At 62.8% G+C, this 17,121-nt stretch carries 15 protein-coding genes; 4 read left to right on the plus strand and 11 right to left on the minus strand.

Annotation, left to right across the window (positions count from 1 at the left end; all coding sequences use genetic code 11):
• Positions 1 to 4: 4 nt before the first annotated feature.
• Positions 5 to 1,180 carry a zinc-dependent alcohol dehydrogenase gene (locus X730_RS156365; protein WP_023667775.1) on the minus strand — a complete coding sequence of 392 codons (1,176 nt, stop codon included), beginning with the start codon at positions 1,178 to 1,180 and terminating at the stop codon, positions 5 to 7.
• 527 nt (positions 1,181 to 1,707) lie between these two features.
• Positions 1,708 to 2,337 carry a TetR/AcrR family transcriptional regulator gene (locus X730_RS156360; protein ID WP_023753940.1) on the minus strand — a complete coding sequence of 210 codons (630 nt, stop codon included), beginning with the start codon at positions 2,335 to 2,337 and terminating at the stop codon, positions 1,708 to 1,710.
• A 129-nt stretch (positions 2,338 to 2,466) separates the two neighbouring features.
• On the opposite strand from X730_RS156360, the gene X730_RS156355 reads away from it, so the two are divergent.
• Positions 2,467 to 3,363 carry an NAD(P)/FAD-dependent oxidoreductase gene (locus tag X730_RS156355; RefSeq protein ID WP_023667777.1) on the plus strand — a complete coding sequence of 299 codons (897 nt, stop codon included), beginning with the start codon at positions 2,467 to 2,469 and terminating at the stop codon, positions 3,361 to 3,363.
• A 333-nt stretch (positions 3,364 to 3,696) separates the two neighbouring features.
• Here the strand turns inward: X730_RS156355 and X730_RS156350 are convergent, their stop codons facing one another.
• From X730_RS156350 to X730_RS156340, 3 genes are read right to left on the minus strand one after another with little or no spacing between them, the layout of a single operon-like run.
• On the minus strand, positions 3,697 to 4,524 hold the full coding sequence (locus X730_RS156350; RefSeq protein WP_023753941.1) for an alpha/beta hydrolase: 828 nt from the start codon (positions 4,522 to 4,524) through the stop codon (positions 3,697 to 3,699).
• A complete protein-coding gene (locus tag X730_RS156345) occupies positions 4,521 to 5,969 on the minus strand; it encodes an NAD-dependent succinate-semialdehyde dehydrogenase (RefSeq protein WP_245261330.1) in 1,449 nt (482 codons plus the stop codon). Before X730_RS156345 ends, X730_RS156350 begins: the two co-directional genes overlap by 4 nt.
• Before the next feature lie 58 nt (positions 5,970 to 6,027).
• The gene (locus X730_RS156340; protein ID WP_023745680.1) at positions 6,028 to 7,254 is read right to left on the minus strand and encodes an iron-containing alcohol dehydrogenase; all 1,227 of its coding nucleotides are present in this window, start codon (positions 7,252 to 7,254) and stop codon (positions 6,028 to 6,030) included.
• A gap of 174 nt (positions 7,255 to 7,428) precedes the next feature.
• On the opposite strand from X730_RS156340, the gene X730_RS156335 reads away from it, so the two are divergent.
• Together X730_RS156335 and X730_RS156330 are read left to right on the plus strand one after the other, a co-directional pair.
• Positions 7,429 to 8,127, plus strand: coding sequence for a GntR family transcriptional regulator (locus tag X730_RS156335; protein WP_023753943.1), 699 nt, complete (start codon positions 7,429 to 7,431; stop codon positions 8,125 to 8,127).
• A 159-nt stretch (positions 8,128 to 8,286) separates the two neighbouring features.
• The gene (locus X730_RS156330; protein WP_023686902.1) at positions 8,287 to 8,880 is read left to right on the plus strand and encodes a DJ-1/PfpI family protein; all 594 of its coding nucleotides are present in this window, start codon (positions 8,287 to 8,289) and stop codon (positions 8,878 to 8,880) included.
• Positions 8,881 to 9,149: 269 nt separating this feature from the next.
• Here the strand turns inward: X730_RS156330 and X730_RS156325 are convergent, their stop codons facing one another.
• The 4 genes from X730_RS156325 to X730_RS156310 form a co-directional block, all read right to left on the minus strand.
• Positions 9,150 to 9,782: a class I SAM-dependent methyltransferase gene (locus tag X730_RS156325; RefSeq protein WP_023753944.1), complete on the minus strand. Its 633-nt coding sequence runs from the start codon at positions 9,780 to 9,782 to the stop codon at positions 9,150 to 9,152.
• Between the two features lie 136 nt (positions 9,783 to 9,918).
• Complete coding sequence (locus X730_RS156320; RefSeq protein ID WP_023825914.1) at positions 9,919 to 10,518, minus strand: NADPH-dependent F420 reductase; 600 nt, start codon at positions 10,516 to 10,518, stop codon at positions 9,919 to 9,921.
• A gap of 32 nt (positions 10,519 to 10,550) precedes the next feature.
• On the minus strand, positions 10,551 to 11,303 hold the full coding sequence (locus X730_RS156315) for a glucose 1-dehydrogenase (protein WP_023667786.1): 753 nt from the start codon (positions 11,301 to 11,303) through the stop codon (positions 10,551 to 10,553).
• 50 nt (positions 11,304 to 11,353) lie between these two features.
• Entirely contained in the window at positions 11,354 to 12,088 is a 735-nt protein-coding gene (locus X730_RS156310) for an SDR family oxidoreductase (RefSeq protein WP_023667787.1), read from the minus strand.
• Positions 12,089 to 12,316: 228 nt separating this feature from the next.
• On the opposite strand from X730_RS156310, the gene X730_RS156305 reads away from it, so the two are divergent.
• Complete coding sequence (locus X730_RS156305; protein ID WP_023825915.1) at positions 12,317 to 13,213, plus strand: LysR family transcriptional regulator; 897 nt, start codon at positions 12,317 to 12,319, stop codon at positions 13,211 to 13,213.
• Positions 13,214 to 13,345: 132 nt separating this feature from the next.
• Here the strand turns inward: X730_RS156305 and X730_RS156300 are convergent, their stop codons facing one another.
• Both X730_RS156300 and X730_RS156295 read right to left on the minus strand, forming a co-directional pair.
• Positions 13,346 to 14,938, minus strand: coding sequence for an indolepyruvate oxidoreductase subunit beta family protein (locus X730_RS156300; protein WP_023825916.1), 1,593 nt, complete (start codon positions 14,936 to 14,938; stop codon positions 13,346 to 13,348).
• On the minus strand, positions 14,931 to 17,084 hold the full coding sequence (locus X730_RS156295) for an indolepyruvate ferredoxin oxidoreductase subunit alpha (protein ID WP_023825917.1): 2,154 nt from the start codon (positions 17,082 to 17,084) through the stop codon (positions 14,931 to 14,933). Before X730_RS156295 ends, X730_RS156300 begins: the two co-directional genes overlap by 8 nt.
• Positions 17,085 to 17,121: the final 37 nt, after the last annotated feature.

Genomic DNA, 17,121 nt, shown 5'->3' on the forward strand with positions numbered 1-17,121 from the left:
TTCCCTACGGTTTCAATACAACCTTGATGCAGCTGTCCTGCTTGTCGCGAAACACCTTGTACATCTCGGGTCCCTGCTCGAGCCCCACGGTATGGGTGATGACGAAGGATGGGTCGATCTGGCCATCTTCGATGCGGCGCAACAGATCCTCGGTCCAACGGTTGACATGGGTCTGCCCCATTCGGAAGGTGAGCCCCTTGTTCATTGCCTGTCCCATCGGAATCTTGTCGACCAGCCCGCTGTAGACGCCGGGGATCGAGATCACGCCGGCCGGCCGGCAGACATAGATCATCTCACGCAGAACGTGCGGTCGATCATTTTCCATCAGCATCAACTGCTTTGCGCGATCGTAGACGGTATCGGGCTGGGCCAGCGAGACGTGGCTTTCCATGCCGACGCAATCGATGCACTTCTCCGGGCCCTTTCCGCCGGTGAGTTCCCGCAGTCGTTCGACGACACTTTCCTCGGCGAAATTGATGGCGATGGCGCCGCCGGCCGCGGCCATGGAAAGCCGTTCCGGCAGGCAATCGATCGCCACCACCTGTTTCGCGCCGAGCAGCAGGGCGCTGCGTATGGCCATCTGCCCGACTGGGCCGCAGCCCCACACCGCAACCGTATCGTTGGGCTCAATGTCGCACTGTGCCGCCGCCTGCCATCCGGTAGGAAAAATATCGCCGAGGAAGAGAACCTGCTCGTCGGTAAGGCTGTCAGGCACCTTTACGTGCGTGGCATCGGCGAACGGCACACGCATGTATTCCGCCTGTCCCCCGGGATAGCCGCCGGTCAAATGAGTGTAGCCGAACAGACCCGCGGTGGTGTGCCCGAACACCTTGTCACCGAGATTCTTCTTGCGGTTTGTGCGTTCGCAAACCGAAAAGTTCTGTCGCTTGCACTGGTCGCACTCACCGCAGATTATGGTGAACGGCACGACGATGCGGTCTCCCTCCTTCAGAGCGCCGTTGACGCCCTTGCCGACCTCGACGACCTCTCCCATCATCTCGTGGCCCATGATGTCGCCGGGCAGCATGGCTGGCACATAGTTGTGGTAGAGGTGAAGGTCGGAGCCGCATATCGCACAACTCGTCACCTTGATGATCGCGTCACGTTCATCCTCAATTCCCGGGTCCGAAACCTGATCGCAGCGTATGTCTTCCTTGCCGTGCCAGACCAACGCTCGCATAGCTTGCTCCTATTTTCGCAAGATCTGTGGGTAGGGACCTCGCGCCTGTCCTAAGCGGGCCGATGCCTGGTTGGATCGACTGTGCCGCTGCTTGTCGAACCACAGGGGCGGACCGATGTTCCGGGAGCTCGAGAGAATTTTTGGGCCATTCCAGACCTGCACCTTGGAAGGATCTGTCGCGGGCACCAGCGGCCTTCCCAGGCGCGTCGGGGCACGAACCGCTGGAGCCCGAGCCACGAATGGACGTACTCAAGTGTACCAAAGAAGGTTCCGTCCGCAGGTGTCCTTCGCGGCGGCTGATACCCCATCTGCTCGATTCTCGCGGGCCATAACCGGCATTCTCTTCCTCGCCCGCACAGGGTCGGCCGAAGCAGCGCTGTGACCGGAGCAGGTAGGAGATGCCGCTCACCGGCGGGCGCGCAGTCCGACCCCGACGCGATCGACATGAGGTGGATGGGCGCCATCGCGACGGCGGCTCTAGCGGAGTATTTCGCAGAAATACAATGACTAGCGGGCAGGGCAGAGTGCTAGCCGTGCGCAGCGATGAACATGGCGACGGCCGACCGGCAATAGGATTCGATTTCGTTGTCGTCCGCCGCTCTCGCCTGATCGAAGCGTGCGATAATCAAAAGATCGGATCCTTTGAAAAGCGCGGCAAACAAGCGGGCGGACCGGAGAGGATCGGGCACGTTCAGAACCGCCTTCGCGTGCAACTGACGCAACAGGACCTCGATTTGGGCGATGACATGGGCGGGGCCGGCTTCGAAATGGAGCTTGCTTAACGACCTTGGATTCGTCTGGTCGGCCATGACCATGGCTTCGAAACTGCGGACGTCTGATCTCAACAGCGTGCGAAGCAGGGACGATCCCACCGCCATGAGCTGATCTTCGACCGAACCGCCGACGCCTTCAAGAAGGGCCTGTGGCGCAAACAACTGATGGCAGCCGGCCGCCATCGCCGCGCTGAACAGCGCCTCCTTGTTCTCGAAGTGCCGATAGATGCTGAGTTTGGATATCTTCGCCCGCTGGGCGACCTTGTCCAATGTGGTCGCTTGAAAACCCAATTCCACAAAGAGTTCGGACGCAGCGTCGAGTATCGTTTGGCCAAGCGCCTCGTTGGCGGGCCGGCCGCGCCGGCCCTGGCTATTTTCGGTCACGACAATTCCAGTCCTTGACAGTATCCTAATTCTTGGATTACGATACCATGTAGTTTCTGAAATGCGCAAGCCGATGGGTAGGTTTCAACCAGGTCCAACCAGCCCCTCATCCACAACACGGAGCCCATTATGGATGACGTCATCATCATCGGCGGCAGCTTTGCCGGTCTCGCCGGTGCCCTGCAACTCGGCCGTGCCCGCCGTAAGGTCACCGTTCTCGATACCGGCCTGCCGCGCAACCGCTTCGCCGGCCACTCGCATGGCCTGCTCGGCCACGATCACAAGCCACCGCTGGACATCCTGGCCGAGGCGCGGCGGCAGCTGGCGCGCTATCCCACGATCAAGCTGGTCAATGCCCGGGCCGACAGCCTGTCCGGCGCCATCGACGATTTCTCCGTCCTCACTGGCGATGGCGGAAGCCTCGGCGCGCGCCGCCTGATCCTGAGCTATGGCGTCGCCGACCAGATGCCTGATGTTCCGGGCTTTGCCGAAGGTTGGGGCACGTCCATCGTGCCCTGCCCCTATTGCGACGGCTTTGAAGTCGCCGGCCAGCATTGGGGCCTCGTCTGGTCCGGCCCACAGTCGATGAATCAGGTCAGGCTGTTCCACGATTGGACCGACAGGTTGACGGTCTTTGCCGATGGTCACGACATTCCGCCCGATATCCGGGCCGGTCTGGCGCGCCGCAACATACCTGTCGTCGACGGCCGGATCAGCGAGATCGCCCATCACGGGGGGCATAACGCCACCGTCAAGCTCGATACCGGCCCCAAGGTCGCGGTCGACATCCTGTTCGCGCATCCGCGCAACAAGCCGTCCGCAAGCCTGCATGAATCACTGGGCCTCGCCACGGTCGATACGCCCCTCGGCGTAATCCTCAAGGTCGACGAGCGCCGCGAAACCAGCATGCCCGGCATCTACGCCGCGGGCGACCTCGCCAACCCCCTCACGCCGCCATCGGTCACCCTGGCAATATCGCACGGCGCGATGGCGGGCATCTTCGCCCAGCAGTCGATGCTGGTGTGAGAGCGCAGATTCCCTTCTCCGGGGTGCCGCGGGCTATCGTATTCTGAAGGTTGCGGGCCGGTGTTGCGGAACGTCGGCCCGCTCTCCCCTGAGGGGCGTCTTTGGCCGGCCAGCCTTGAGAACTCAACTGGGCTGCCTGCATGACGGCGATCGCCGACATCGGTTATCAAGCTCAATCACGCTGGAAAGCATGAACCACGTCGACGTCGACATCGCCGGCGGGCTTACGGTATGGGGACCGGTGGCGGAAGATTCGCCACCGCGGTCGGCACCTCGATGCTGCGACGCTACTGCGAAGAACGGTCGCGCCCAGCAGCGCTTCTGGCGGAAGTCTCAGGCGGCCACGACGCGGGCCAGCAGTGACGCGGCCTCGGTACCAGCCAAGCCAAGGTCACGGACGCTGCTCATGTGATTGGCCCCACCAAGGGTGATGCGCGAAACAGTCAGTCCCTGTGTGTCAAGGTGGTCCGTGAAGAGTGCGGCCTGGCTGTGGAACGGCGACGTTTCATCGGCGCCGACCGAGATATCTACGCCCACGGATGGATCGAAACTGTGGTCGATCGGCGAGAATCGGCGGGCCTCCTCGTCGGTGATCGCGATCTCGGCGCCAAGGAACGACATCTGCAATGGCTTCAGGTCGTAAAGGCCGCCAAGCAGCAGCGCAGCTTTGATGCCGGAAGGCCGCTCGTCACCGTCGAAAAGCATTGTTGCCAGATGCGCACCGGCGGAATGACCGCTAACGGTCAGCAGGCCGGGATTGCCGCCATGGTGTGCGATATTGTCAAATACCCATCGCTTGGCGCGGCGCACCTGGTCGACGATCCTGGCCATCCGGACGGTAGGCATCAGCGCGTAGTCGACAATGACCGCGATCGCACCTGCGTTCGTAACGGTCTCGGCGACGTAGGAATAGTCGCGCTTGGAGAACATGCGCCAATAGCCCCCGTGGATGAACATGTGCACCGGCAGGCGGTCCCGTTTGCCCTCGGGAAAGAACAGATCCATGGTTTCGGTGGCGTCAGCCCCGTAGGCGACATCGGCGACCATGGGAACGTTCGCCCTGGTCTCCTCGCTTCTGCGAACGATCTCGGCGACGATGTCGTCGAACTCGACCACATGATCGCGAATGCGAAACGGATCTTTGGCGGGATGTCCGCTCACAGGGTCACGGCGATGTACTTCGCCTCCATGAACTCGGCAACGCCATGCTTCTGGCCACCTTCGCGGCCCAGCCCGCTCTGCTTGACACCTCCGAAAGGCGCCGCCGGATCCGACATCAGGCCGCGGTTGAGCGCGATCATGCCGGACTCGATCTTCGATGCCACGCGCATCCCCCAGGCCAGGTCGCGCGTATAGATGTAGGCAGCGAGACCGTATTCGGTGTCATTGGCTTTGGCGATGACATCCGCCTCGCTGTCGAAGCGCATGATCGGCGCCACCGGACCGAATATCTCCTCGTGGAGCATGGCGGCGTCGGCCGGCACGTCCTTGAGCACCGTTGGCGGATAGAAAAAGCCTCTGCCTTCAGATACGCCGCCGCCACACAGGATTTTGGCGCCGCGGGCAACGGCGTCCTGCACAAGCCGGTCGATCTTGTGCACAGCCTTCCTGGTGATCATCGGCCCGCATTCTGTGTCTGAGTCTGTGCCCGGGCCCAGGTTGAGTGCCGCCATGCGTTTGGTCAAGCCTTCCGCGAAAGCATCATGGATGCCGGCCTGGACGTAAAGCCGGTTGGCGGCCGTGCAGGCTTCGCCGGCGTTGCGCATCTTGGCAACCATCGCACCGTCGAGGGCTGCTTCCAGGTCGGCGTCGTCGAAGACGATGAAGGGTGCGTTGCCGCCAAGCTCCATGGAACAGGAAATGACGTGCTTTGCGGCTTCGGCCAGCAGCACGCGCCCGACGCCGGTCGAGCCGGTGAAGGACAGCTTTCGCACGCGCGGATCGGCCAGCATGGCCGCCGTCACCGGTCCGGGGGTCGAGGTCGTCAGGACGTTGACGACGCCGGGCGGCACGCCGGCTTCCTCGTAGAGCGCCGCAAGCGCATAGGCCGTCAGCGGTGTCTCGCTGGCGGGCTTCAGGACCACCGTACAGCCGGCCGCCAGCGCCGGAGCGATTTTACGTGTCGCCATGGCGGCTGGGAAATTCCATGGTGTGATGAGCACGCAAATGCCGATGGGCTGGTAGTCGACAATGATCCGGTTCGCGCCCGAGGGCGCAAGGCCGAACTCGCCGTTGATGCGGACCGCTTCCTCGGCGTTCCAGCGAAAGAACTCCGCCGCATAGGCGACTTCGCCGCGCGCATCGCGCAGCGCCTTGCCGTTCTCCAGCGAGATCAGCGCGGCCAACGTCTCCGCCCGTTCCGTCATCAGTTCGAAGCAGCGTCGCAGGATTTCCGATCGCCTGCGTGGCGGGGTCTCGCGCCAGCCGGCCGCCGCCTTCGCGGCCGCGTCGACGGCGGAGGTGGCGTCGGCGAGCGTGGCGTCGGGAACCGCAGCGATCACGGCTTCGGTCGAGGGATCGACCACTTCGATCACGCGACCCTCCGATGAAGGCCGCCAGCGTCCGCCAATGTAGAGACCGTGCGAGACCGTGGCGTAGTCGAACATATCTTGATCCTCGTCGGATATGCCTGCGGCAATGTTCATTGGATGAACTCCTGGTCGGTCACATCATGGTGGCGGACATGTCGCCGTCATAGGCAGCCCTGACCAGCTGTCGCATCGCGGCAAGGTCGAACGGGCGGGGATTGTTCTTGATCAACCGGTCGATGCCCAGCGCCTGCTCAGCCGTCCAGTCGATCTTGTCTTCGGGAAGACCCAGTTCGGCCAATGTCGGTGTGATGCCGATGGCGCCAAACAGCCGGCTCACCTCACGGATGGTGGCGTGCGCCAAGGCATCGGCGCCGCCGCCCTGAAGGGAAAGGCCAAGAGCAGTGCCGACTTCCGCAATCTCCGCGGCTGCTGCGGCCAGATTGTAGGTCATCACATAGGGCAGCATGGTGGCCACTCCCAGGCCATGCGGGGTGTGGGTAAGCGCGCCGACGGGATACTGCACCGCATGGGCGGCGGCCGTTCCCGCCGTACCGAAGGCGCAACCGGCGGCCAGCGCTCCCATCATGACGTCGGCTCGCGCATCCTCGTCCGATCCGTCGCGATATGCCTTTTCGAGACTGCGGCCGAGCAGCCTGATGGCCAGAAGCGCGAAATGGTCGGTCAGAGCGCTCTTGCCGATGAACACGTGCTGTTGCGGCAAATGAGGGTCCGCGCCGCGTTTGGCCGCTGTGAAGGCCTCGATTGCGTGCGTCAGCGCGTCGGCGCCGGCGATCGCCGTCAAGGACGGTGGACAGGTCACCGTCAGATCCGGATCGCAAAGCGCCACTGCTGCGATGAGATGCGGACTGGCGATACCCACTTTCAGCGTCCGATCCGGGTCGGAGATCACGGCGACGGGGGTCACCTCGGAGCCTGTTCCAGCCGTCGTCGGCACTGCGATCACCGGAAGGGTAGGGCCGGGTACCTTGAACTCGCCATAGTAGTCCTCGAGCTTGCCGCCATGGCTGAGCAGAAGTGCAGCGCATTTGGCCATATCGAGGCAGCTGCCGCCCCCGATGCCGATCACCATGTCCGGCTTGAAATCTTTCGCTTGCGCAATGCAGGCGGCGACGCTGTCGCGCGGCACATCCGGCAGCGTTCGGTCGAAGACCAACGTCTCGATCGCCGCGTTGTGCAAGCCAGCGAGAATCTCGGCGAACTGCGACGTCGCCGCGAAGCGCTCATCGGTACAGACGAACGCGCGGCGCCCATATTTGGCGGCGATGGCAGGCAGGACATGGCGCTGGCCTTTGCCGAACAGAATCTCGCTCGGCAGGCGCGCCGCTGCAAACAAGCTCATGCACAAGATCCTGCGAAGACGGGTTGGAAGCCGACAGGCTTGGCTTCGTGCCAGAGGCCGACCTCGGCGCTGCAGGTCATGATCATGCGATGCCCTCTAATAAAATCGTATAGGATATAGGATTGAGTTTCGCGGAGCATCGTGTTAGTGGGTGGTTCTGTCAAGAGGCAAACGATGCAGAACACGGACCTGACGGTTGACAATGAAGCCCGTGCCAGGGGTCGTATCCAGCGCGCCAACAGTCTGGCCGGCGACGTTTACGAAGCAATCTTCGCGCAGCTCATGTCCTTGAGGATTGCTCCGGGATCGCGCATCACCGTCGACAATCTCGTCAAGGAATTCAACGTCTCACATACCCCCATTCGTGAAGCGCTTGGCAGGCTGGAGGGGGAAGGGCTGGTTCTGAAAACCCACCTGATCGGCTATCGCGCCGCCCCACAAATCACCCGCCGGCGCTTCGACGAACTTTACGAGCTGCGTCTATTGCTTGAACCTGCCGCCGCGGCCAAAGCCACCGCAACAATGGACGGCGAGCGCCTTGCCGCGCTGCAGGAGGCGGCTGGCGTCATGGCCCGACGGGTGGGGAAAGACGAACGCCTGCGCTATTCGAACTTCGCCCGTCAGGATGCGATCTTCCACGACAAGATCGTCGAGTTCGCCCAAAACGAACTCATTCGCGAGACACTGAATCACCAGCATACCCACTTCCATATCTTCCGGCTGATGTATCACTCCAGGGTGACCGAAGAGGCGCTCGACGAGCACGAGGCTATTCTCGCTGCCTTTGCCGCGGGCGATCCGGACGCCGCCGAAAAAGGCATGCGTGCGCACATCGAAAATTCGCGGGACAGGCTCCTGCCTGCGTTCGAGTAGCCTGGCGATGCTGCTTGCCCGAGGCACCCTCAAGCGCGGCGCGCCGCTGTTCGCCCAGCCTGCCGCCTACGAATTCTACTCCCCGTTCTGAGCCGATTTCGATACCGGGAAGGAGGCGCGCAGTGCACCTCCCCCTGAAACAAGCCGAGAGGAAAAGACATGCCAGCCAAAAAAATCCTGATGCTGACCGGTGATTTCACCGAGGAGTATGAAATCTTCGTCTATCAGCAGGCGATGGAAGCGGTGGGACACACCGTTCATGTCGTGTGCCCCGACAAAAGCGCCGGAGACATGATCAAGACGTCGCTGCACGATTTCGAGGGCGATCAGACCTACACCGAAAAGCCCGGCCACAATGCGCTGATCAACAAGACCTTCGCCGACGCCGAGAGGCAGCTGAGCCAGTACGACGCTGTCTATTGCGCCGGCGGTCGTGGCCCCGAATACATCCGCACCGACAAGCGGATACAAGCGATGGTGCGCCATTTCCACGAGGCAAAAAAGCCGATCTTCACGATCTGCCATGGCGTCCAGATTCTGATCGCGGTGGACGGCGTCGTGCGCGGCAAGAAGGTGGCGGCGCTCGCCGCTTGCGAGCCGGAGGTGACGCTTGCCGGCGGCACTTATATCGATTTGTCTCCCACCGACGCCTATGTCGATGGGACCATGGTTTCAGCCAAAGGCTGGACCGCGCTTGCGGCATTCATCCGTGAATGCCTGAAGGTGCTGGGAACGGAAATCCACCATTCTTGAACCGTTTGTCCCGGCGCATCCTGAGGGGATGCGCCGGCTCCCTAAACGGCGCGGCGACTTCCGTCATTTCATCAGGTTCAGATCAGGAACCTGCGGCAGGTGTGCTCCAGAACCTGTGGCCATCATCACCTCGGACGCCTTCAAGGCGCTGCCGCATCGCGTGCGTGCACAGCGCGCCATCCTCGTTGACCTTTCCCAGCTTGACGGGTCCGAACCCGAGTTGGTGGACTCAATGGGGCGGTCGACATGAAGTCGGCGCCCGGGAGCTGTCAGGGCTTCACGAACCGGAACGCGAAGCGATCGGTCTCGCCCTTGATCGATGGATCGAACACCTTGATCGAGTGCGGGTCATCCCTATTCAAGAGCACGGTGCCTTCCGCGTCCAGTACGAAGCCGGCCGCCTCCACCTCCTCGCGGACGAATGCAGGGTCGATCCGATGCAGCGACTGGGTGTCGCTCGTGCCCGACCCAGCTGCGGCGGCGTGATCGACGATGACGTAGGACCCACCGGGTTTCAGCCGCTTGTAGACAGCTCGATTGAAGTCGGCCGCCGTCGCACCCTTCTTCTGGATCAAGGCGGTGTGAAGATCGTGGTAGAACAGGTGCAACCACACGACATCGGCTGGCTGCGTAATCTCCGGCATCGCCACGAGGTCCGCCGAGACGGCTTCGACGTTCTCTCGGCCCGGCTCCTTCGCGAGCGTCCGCATGAGGCCGACCGGATCGTTCTTGAGGTGGGCGACTTCGGCCGGCACAAAGCTGTAGACCCGCCCCTCTGATCCGACGATGTCGGAGAAGAGGCGCGTCCAGTCTCCGTCGCCAGGGTAGACTTCGATCACGGTGGAGCCCGCCTCGATTCGTGCGAACCGGATTAACTCGGATACCTTGGATTGGTCGTACATCGAAATCTCCTTAGGAGTGGATATTCTTCTCGGTGCACATAGTGATTTCTCCATTTGCTCGGATCGGATCGCGCTTGATCCGATCCGAGCTCCGATCGCCTGCGTCGTCTCTTTGCGGGTGTGGACGTCGTGCTCGTCAGTCGAACTTGACCAAGTCCTTAAAGATCAGATGACCCCAGCTGTCTCCGCGCGCCTGGACCAGCAGGCCACCTTCCGACACCCCGCCAAGCTTGATCGGCGCGAAACCGAGATTTTCCGCAAGCTCCCCAATCTGTGTTGCGGCAGCGTCATCGTCGCTTGCCAGGAACACGACCCTCCGGCCACCATGTACGGCCGGATCCTGATCAAGCACCGGGGCGACCAGATGGTTGAAGCCCTTGACCAGTTTTGCGCCAGAGAAGGCATGCGCGATGAACTTGGAAGAAGGTTGTCCTCCCAGTTCCTCAGGGGGCACGCCATAGGCATTGGTCACATCGATGATCGTCTTCCCCTGCCATGTGGGAAGCGCCTTCGCGACATTCGGGTGCGCCTCGAAGCGGACAGCCAAAAAGATGATGTCCGCCTTGATGGCTTCCGCCAGTTTTTTGGGGATGATCGTGGGTCCGATCGCGGCCGCATCGGCGGCAAAGCTTTCCGGGTCGCGTGTGGTTGCAACGGAAACTTCGATGCCGTTTCGGGCAAACGCCTTGGCAAGGGCTTGTCCGATATTGCCGAATCCTACGATTGCATAGTTCATAGTACTTCTCCGATCTGGTGCTAATGCCGGGGTCAGACTTGCGCCATGCCTCCGTCGACGGCGAGATCCACGCCGGTGACGAAAGAACTTTCATCGGAGGCGAGGAACGTTACGGCAGCCGCGATTTCCTCTGGTTTGCCCCTGCGACCCATTGGGATCTGTGACGCAAACTGGGCGGCCGCTTGCTCGGCTTGCTCAGGGGTAAGGCCAGTCGTTGTCTCCAAGGCCGGCGTCTCGATTGGTCCCGGACTCATTGCATTGACGCGGATTTTGCGGTCTTTGAATTCCAGTGTCCAAGCGCGCGCGAAGTTGCGTACAGCCGCCTTGCTCGCGGCGTAGGTACTAAACCCTGGAAGCCCCAACACGTTCGACACTGAAGAATTCAGGATTATCGAACCGCCGTCTTTGAACAGGGGAAGGGCCTTCTGCACCGTAAAGAACAGACCCTTCACGTTCACATCGAAGGTCTGATCAAAATGTGCCTCGGTAGCGACGGCGAGCGGTGCGATCGTCCCCGCGCCGGCGTTGGCGAAGAGAATGTCGATATGACCATGTTTCACCTTCACGACGGCATAGAGGCGATCCAGATCTTCCAGGAGCGACACGTCACCCACGACCGTCGTAACGTTTTTCATGATGAAGGCTGCGGCCTCCTTCAACTCCTTCTCTCTTCGCCCGGTAATCACGACGTGCGCTCCTTCTTCTACGAAGCGCTTGGCTGTGGCCAATCCGATCCCGCTGCTTCCGCCCGTGATGACTGCGATCTTGCCTTCGAGTTTTTTCATAATTCTTTGTCTTTCGTTGCGCGCGGCCCAGGTACGGACCGCGCTGGGGGTCAGAGTTGAGCCAGGCCGCCGTCGACGGCGACTTCGCTGGCGGTCATGAAGCTGCTGTCCGGCGACGCGAGAAAGGCGGCCACGGCCCCGATCTCCGCCGGATTGGCCATGCGCTGGAGCGGAGTCATCGCGCCGTAGGCCTTCTGGCCTTCCTCGCCCAACGCCTCCTTCGCGAGTTCGGTCGCCGTCGCCCCGGGCGACAACACGTTTACCCGGATGCCGGTGCCCTTCAGGTCCTCCGCCCAGGTCCGCGCCAGGTTGCGCACTGCCGCCTTGCTCGCGCTATAGGCAGTGAACCCCGGAGCGCCCGTGGTGCCGGCGCTCGAGCCGGTCAGGATGATCGAACCGCCCTGGCTCATCAGCGGCAGCGCCTTCTGGACCGTGAAGATCGTACCCTTCACATTAGTGTCGAAGGTTTCGTCAATGTGCCTGGCGGTGATCTGCCCGAGCGGAAGCGGACTTCCCGCCCCGGCATTGGCGAAGACGATATCCAGGCTTCCGCGCTCGGCCTTCACCGCAGCGTAGAGTCGGTCGAGGTCGGCCTCATCCGAGACCGAGCCCTTAACCGCGCGGGCACTAGGCCCAAGGTCAGCCACGGCGGCGTTGAGCGCTTCCTGCCGGCGGCCGAAGATGAAGACGAAGGCGCCCTCCTCGATAAAGCGCTTGGCTGCGGCGCGACCGATGCCCGTAGCGCCGCCAGTTATTACAGCGGTCTTTCCATTCAGTCTGTTCATGTCATGCATCCTTCGTTTCGCCGTCTCGTATCTTTGGCTGTACGGGAAAGTCCCGCGAGAGCCTCAAGATGGGTTCGCCGAAGTCGGGCGGTGAGTGCGCAATCGCGCACATCGCTGGTGCGAAAACGATCCAGCTAGATGATTGAACGCCGCGGCGACCGCACGAACTACGGCTGATCGTGTTAGTATGGGCTTTGCAAGCCGCACTTCGCTGCGCAGGAATGCACCATGATCGACTGGGATGACGTTCGCTACTTTCTTGCCGCCGCGCGCGTAGGCTCGGTGCGTGCTGCCGCCGCACACCTCGGTGTGAACCACTCGACCGTGCTGCGGCGCATCGCTCAGCTCGAGGAACGCCTCGGGGCGCAGATGTTCGAAAAGCTGCCTTCCGGCTACCGCTTGACGGCTGCGGGCGAGGAGGTCCTCGATCTCGCGACCCAGATGGAAGCGTCGTCGCACCAGTTGGAGACGCGAGTCTTCGGTCGTGACCAGAGCGCGCGCGGGCTTTTGCGGGTGACGCTTCCACCGTTCCTCGCCACACACCTGCTCATGCCGGATCTCGCCGACTTCGCGCGTCTACATCGCGACATCGAGATGGAAATCCTGTCGTCCGGCGAGCTGGCCAATCTGACCAACCGAGAGGCCGACGTCGCGATCCGCATTGTCGCCGACCGCAAGACCCTGCCGCTCAATCTTCACGGCCTGAAGGGACCGGAGCTGTTCAGCGGCGTCTACATGTCTCGCGATCGACTAGCCGCGTGGCGTGCGGGCACGCCTGATCCCATCCGGTGGATAGGCATAGACAATCATGGAATTCCGGACTGGGCGCGCGAGGGAGAAGTTCACGTGACGGGAGTACCGTTCAGGACACCTGACGCCGAGACGCAGATCATCGCGGCGCACCAAGGGATTGGGATAACGAAACTGCCGTGCTTCGTCGGAGATGCCGACCCCCTGCTGGTGAGGGTGCCGGGGATCGACGTGCCCATGCATGGGACACTGTGGCTTCTCACGCAAGGCGAGACACGCAAGACGAAGCGGGTGCGGCTCTTCACGGAGTTCGTATCCCGCAGGCTCGCCGCGTACGCTCCGCTTCTCGCGGGGCTGTCCATATCGCGCGACTGACGCCCGGCAGGTCGGCCGGCAACGCTTCCCGCAATCCGGGTGGAAGCCGAGCTGCGATCGCTTGAAGCGGCGTGTTCAATCCGCAATCCAGTGGGAGTAGGGAAACGGCGGCAGTAGCGTAGAGGTACCAGCCTAAGCTCGACCTCCTCCCACACCATGATCAGACAACGATGCCACCGTCTTCACCGCGCCATCGAGCATGTCGCCTTTCTCGTCTTTCAGCGCAGCTTCGCGCAACCGCCTGATCCAGTCGGCAGCGTCATCGCGGCCCTTGACCAGATCGAGCGCCGACAGCACGCGATCGAATTTGGACTGGGCGCGGACGTGGGTGTCGCTGTAGCCCTTGATCAGCCGGCGGCAGTTCAGGATTTCGACGGCGAGCGCGTAATCCTGGGGCACATATCCAAGTGCCAATGCATACCACCGCTCCAGATGCGCCGTCTCCACCTTGTGGCGCAACAGGCGGCGGCGCCAGCGGCGCAGGCCGCCAATGAACCAGAGGACCGCAAAGCCGGCAAAGCTGTCGGTGCGGATGCGCCGGCCGTGATTGATGCGCCGGTCGAGAAAGCCGGCAAGTTTCGGTCGGTTCTCGATGTAGCTGCCCAACCCCGCCGGCAAGGTGCCGCAGAACTCCTCGATGCGCGGATGGAAATATTCGGTCACCTGCAGGATGGAGCCGTCCTTGACGCCCACCTCCTTGCGCACCCGCCGGTCACGCGTCGAACGTGTCTTGAGATCGGCGACGCGGATCATGTCGTCGTAGCACAGCGCGTTGGCCAGATGCTTGGCGGCAGCGATGGACAATGCATGGGCATGTTCAGCGCTATCCAGCGCGACCGCCTGGTCGAGCCGGTCGAGATAGTCGCGGCCATAGGCGATGTCCTGGTAGTCGACGACCTTTCTCAGGCCCCGGAGCGCCATGTCGCGCACCGCCGCGGGCATCAGGTCGATGCGGGCGGCCAGCGCCTGCCAACCCTGCAGCAGGTTCTGCGGACCGCTCACGCGCCCTGCGCCCGAAGCGGGGTCGACCGTGGCCGGTTCTGCCGGCTCTGGCGCGGGGGCCGTCGTACCGCGCGCGCGGTCGTAGGCGACGGCGAAGGCAGCAAGGCTGGCTTTCGCACCCCGGCCGCCGGCGCCGATCGCTTGCTCATAGCTTTCACGCGTGAACGGCAATGCGTCGGAGCCGGCCAGCGCGCCAAGCAGACTGGCCGAGATCATTGAGCCATTGTCCGCGGCGATCTTTTCCATGTCGAAGGCGATGAAGCGTTTCGATGCAGCTTCCGCCGTCGCGCGTACCTTGGAAGACGAGGCCCGGCCGTCACCCGGCTCGATCTTTTCCGACACCGCGGCGATACGGTGCGAGGAGGTGATCAGCGTGGTGCGATCGGGCGTGACGAAGCCCCTGATGATGGCGCGGCCGGCTTCCATCAGCTCGGCGGCGATCAATATGTCGACATCGCCTTGCGAAGGCGAAAGGGCAAAGACCGGCAGCCGGCCGGTGTCGCGGGCCATCTCGACGTAATAGATCGTAGCGCCGGTGCGCTGGGCGACGCCGGCGACCGAGGTCGATTGCGCGACATAGGAATTGCGCTCGGCGACATCGGTGATCCAGTCGGCGAGCACGCCGCCGCCCTGGCCGCCGACCGCGAGCAAAGCGAGTTTGATCACCGGCTCGGTATCGGCGGCATCGGATTTCGGGCGCAAGGGCGAAGCCTGGTCAAGCATCGGCGAACGTCAACCTGCGGCTTTCACGGCGCCGCTGCAGCAGGCCGATCACGGCGCGGCGCGTGCCTTCCAGAAAACGATCCCAGCGGCGGGGATTGTGCACGACATCGGCGCGGTAGAAGGAAGGGCACAGCACCGCTGCATCCGCCACTTCACCGCAATTGCCGCAGCCGACGCAGCTCTGGTCGATCGATGCCACCGGATCGTCGCGCAACGGATCGTCGAGCGACTTTACCGACAGCGACGGGCAGCCGGACAGCCGCATACAGGCATGGTCGCCGGTGCAGATATCCTCATCGACGCCGAACTTCGGCTTGACGACGCGAGTCCCACCCTTGATCGCCTTGTCGACCAGCGGCTTTTCGCGGCGCTGGCGATTGAGCATGCATTCAGACGAGGCAACGATGACCTTGGGACCCTTTTCGTCCGTCGTCAGCGCCTCACGTAACGTGTCCTGCATCTTGGTGATGTCATAGGTGCGGTCGACATGGCGCAGCCATTTGACGCCCATGCCCTTCACCGCCTCGGTGATCGGATGCTTGGTCGACTTGGTCTTGTTGCCCGCACGCGACGACAGGATGTCCTGCCCACCGGTGGCGGCGGAGTAAAAATTGTCGACGATGACGATGACGCCGTCGTTCTTGTTGAAGACCGCGTTGCCGATCGAGGAGGTCAGGCCATTGTGCCAGAAGCCGCCATCGCCGACGAAAGAGATCGACCGCCGTTTGGCGTCGGGCGAATTGAACGCCGATGCCGATGCCGGCCCCAGCCCGTAGCCCATGGTGGTGGCGCCGAGCTCGAAAGGCGGCATGATCGAGAACAAATGGCAGCCGATGTCGGATGCGATGTGGTGGTTCCCGAGTTCCTGCTCGACCAGCTTTGTCGCGGCAAAAATCGGCCGCTCCGGGCAACCGATGCAGAAGCCTGGCGGACGTCCCGGCACGACGTTGATCAGGTCCGCGGCGTCAACGCCGTCGCCGACCTTGTTGGGCGCGCGCACCTCACCCGGCAAGAGATGCGGGGCCTCGGCGCGCAGGAAGGCGCCGATGCCGTCCAGCATGACCTGGCCGGTATATTCGCCGGCCATCGGCAGATACTCCTTGCCGACCAGCCTGGTGCCGCGCCCGGCCTTGTGCAGCATGGCGGCAAAGGCCTGCTCGATGTAGTTGGGCTGGCCCTCTTCGACCACGAGCACCGTCTGCTTGCCTTCGCAGAAGGTGAGGAACTCGTCATCGATCAGGGGATAGACGGCGTTGAGAACGTAGAGCGGCACATCCGTCTCGCCATAGGTGTCGGCAAGGCCGAGCCGCTGCAAGGCGCGGATGACCGAATTGTACATGCCGCCCTGCATGACGATGCCGACCGAGCCATGGTCCGAACCGAAGAACTCGTTGATCTTGTTCCTCGCGATGAAATCGACCGCCGCCGGCCAGCGTTTTTGCACCTTCTCCTTCTCGTGCAGGAAGGAGGCGGGCGGCAGCACGATGCGGCCGGTGTCGCGGCGCGGCGCGTCGAGCGCATCGGCCACCGTCATCGGCGGGCGCTTGTTGTCCTTGGCTATGAAGTGCCCGTGGACGTGGCAGCAGCGGATGCGCACCTGCAGCATCACCGGCGTATTGGACGCTTCGGACAGCTCGAAACCATCCTCCACCGCCTTGACGATCGAAGGCAGGTTCGGGCGCGGGTCGAGCAGCCAGACCTGGCTTTTCATGGCGAAGGCATGGCTGCGCTCCTGCATGATCGAGGAACCCTCGCCATAATCCTCGCCGACGATGATCAGCGCGCCGCCGGTGACGCCGCCGGAGGCGAGGTTGGCCAGTGCGTCGGACGCGACATTGGTGCCGACGGTCGACTTGAAGGTCGCCGCACCGCGAATGGGGTAATGCACCGAGGCCGCCAGCATGGCGGTGGCGGTGGCTTCCGAGGCGCTCGCCTCGGAATGCACCCCGAGTTCGCCCAGAATCTCCTGTGCGTCGGCCAGCACGTCCATCAGATGGCTGATCGGCGCGCCCTGGTATCCGCCGACATAGCCGACGCCGCATTGCAGCAGCGCCTTGGTGATGGCGAGAATGCCTTCGCCCGCAAATTCCTCGCCGGCGCCGAGCCTGAGTTTTTCGACTTCCTTGGCAAAAGAGCGTTCGGCCATTTTTCCAACCTTCCGTTGCCGGCGGTGCGGCCGGCGC

This window comes from Mesorhizobium sp. L103C131B0 (assembly GCF_000502275.1).
GTDB lineage: Bacteria > Pseudomonadota > Alphaproteobacteria > Rhizobiales > Rhizobiaceae > Mesorhizobium.